Source organism: Nodosilinea sp. AN01ver1 (assembly GCF_050565655.1).
Lineage (GTDB): Bacteria > Cyanobacteriota > Cyanobacteriia > Phormidesmidales > Phormidesmidaceae > Nodosilinea.
Map to the genome: position 1 here is coordinate 1 of NZ_JBNXVS010000113.1, position 2,387 is coordinate 2,387.

General features: G+C 55.9%; 1 protein-coding gene. It reads right to left on the bottom strand.

All coding sequences use genetic code 11. The features are described 5' to 3' along the window. A partial coding sequence (locus ACQ4N7_RS30120) for a DUF4158 domain-containing protein (RefSeq protein WP_430715104.1) occupies positions 1-1,950 on the bottom strand: 1,950 nt, incomplete at its 3' end. Positions 1,951-2,387: the final 437 nt, after the last annotated feature.

Genomic DNA, 2,387 nt, shown 5'->3' on the forward strand with positions numbered 1-2,387 from the left:
TCTGAGGGCGCGGGCGGTCTGACTGGGACCAATGTTGCAGCCATAGCAAAAAGTGGTGGCCAGATAGCGCCCCACCGGGCTATCCAGCTTGGCATCATGGCCGGAGATGGGACCAAAGTGGCGGGTCCAATTCAGCCAGGCCTCTGTATCCGTCAGCACGTCGAGGAGATGCACCGGTGTCAGCCGCTCTGCCACCAGAGCTTCGAGTTGGGTCAGTCCTGCGGGTCGCTGTCGGGGTTGCCGTCGGATCGTCAACCGTTCGTCATTCCAGACCACTTGAGTATTGGTGGGGAAAGCCTCATCCGTTGTCGTGGCCATGGTTTCTAGCCACTGTTGCACCTGCTGGACAAAGGCTTTTGGCTCAACCGGCAAATTCACCTGCTGACCGTACTCATCAATCTGAGCGTGATACTCGTCCCAGGTCACTAACTGGCTGTAATAGTCTCCATACTCAGCACTGCCCGCAATGTAGAGGTCGCCCGATTGCAACTCCAGCAAGATATGGGAGAAGACGCAGAGCTCAAACTGTTGGCGGTGCAGTTGTTTTGGTGGCCCTGACCGTTGGGAAGCCGCCTGTCCTGTGACCAGTTTCCACCATTTGGCCGGAATCCAGGACAGATCCAGGGGCTCAGCAGGAGAGGCCGTAGCCGCCTCATTCACCTCAGCGGTTGGAACGTCTAGCCAGGTGCTGCGGGAGGTGCGATGCTGCTGAATAAACCGAATCGCCACTTCCAGGTGTTGATCCTGGGTACTGGACTGCAGGGGCACCACCTCGAGGAACCGAAATAAGGTGGCTCGGTGGCTTTTGTAAAAGCGGTGCAAGAACGGCAGGTAGTTGTTGTCGGTATAGGCGATATGGGCCTCGCAATGATCCAACAAGGTCTCGGCTTGATGACCCAGAACGGTGTCGATTCCAGCCAACCGCTCTGCAACGGACCCCTCTTGTTGGTAGGCGACAATCACCTCGCGCAGGGTCGTCACCAGTGTATCGGTGCGCTTTTGGGTCTCCTGGCGATAGTTCATCAGGGCCTCACGGGCATTGTGGTGCATTTTCCTGAGCCGTTTAATGAACATCTCCGCCAGGTCATCCAGGGTGCGTGCAAATTGCACCGACAACAGAGCCGCTGCCAGGGTATCCCGCTTGTGGGGAGTCATTTCCCCCATCTGGTTGGCACTCAGCGTCTGGGCTTCCGCCGCAAACTGTTTCAGCTTGACCGGGGGCAGGGCCTTGAGTGCTGAGGCCGCCATCTGCCAGTCCTGCAACCAGTGGAGACGCTCCACCAAAGCATTCAGGTGGCTCAGCATCGGCTTTCCCGGTTCTTGTTTCAATCGATTCCAGAGGGTTGTCGAGCTTCCCTCTGTCTGGATGAAAAGCCGGTTCAACTTCAGATAGTCCTCCGCATTCAACGCCTTATACACCTGCTCATAGAGCCCCTGTGTCACGGTGGTCCGCACCTGAAAGGCCTGGCGCACCAGGGTACTGAAGGCCGGGAGTTCAAACTTGGCTTTGACCAACTCCTCAATCGCCACATTGATCAGGTCGGCCAGGTCATGTTTTGTTTGAGCGGCGGTGGTCATGGCCTCTACCATGGTCTTTTGGGCTGCCTCGCCATAGGCGGTCACCCCCAGGCAGTCCCGCACCACTTTGAGATGACGGCGACGACTGCCCGAGCGGTCATAGTTGTCCAGTGCCTCGGCTGAGACCGTGACCGCTGCCGTGGTACTCACCTGGCGAATAATGCTGGCTGGGACATCCTTCATGAGCACCGGATAGCCCAGCCGCTGATAGGTTTTCAGGAGCACCAGGAAGCCAACTTTAGCCACACGGCTGCGAGTGATGCCGTCTGCCAGGACCAGCTCTTCGGTGGTCGGGATATAAACCATGATGAGGGCTTTGGTCGTGAGCTGGTGGCTGAGTCGAGGGTAGGCGGTATCCGGAATACTGGTCATAACACTGGGTTCTAAGCAGACTGCACCCCCAGCATGTTGGACAATGGTTTCTCCGAGATGATGCCCGATTGATAAGATTGGCTGATGGGCGTGAAGGGGGCCAAAAGTTGTCGGTTCAGCAACTACTCAACGACAACTATGGACTCTCAGAACTTGATTTTTTGGATTACCAGGGCGAGCTAGACAGTTGCTCGTCATATTTAGTCCAATTGCAGTCCATTACGGGGATCTGGCAAATTTTCCGATATAGGCTCAGCTTATCAATAAGGCCAGTCATGACTCCTGCAGCTCACCTACGCCCTGGCTCTAAGGTGTATCAGCCACAGTAAAGAGACGTGACCAGTGCAGAATTCCTGAATTTTTGAGTCTCGTAGTCACTGCCCTATAAAGGTTTCAGGAGATGTGGCCCATTTTTACACGAATCGGTGCCATACCCC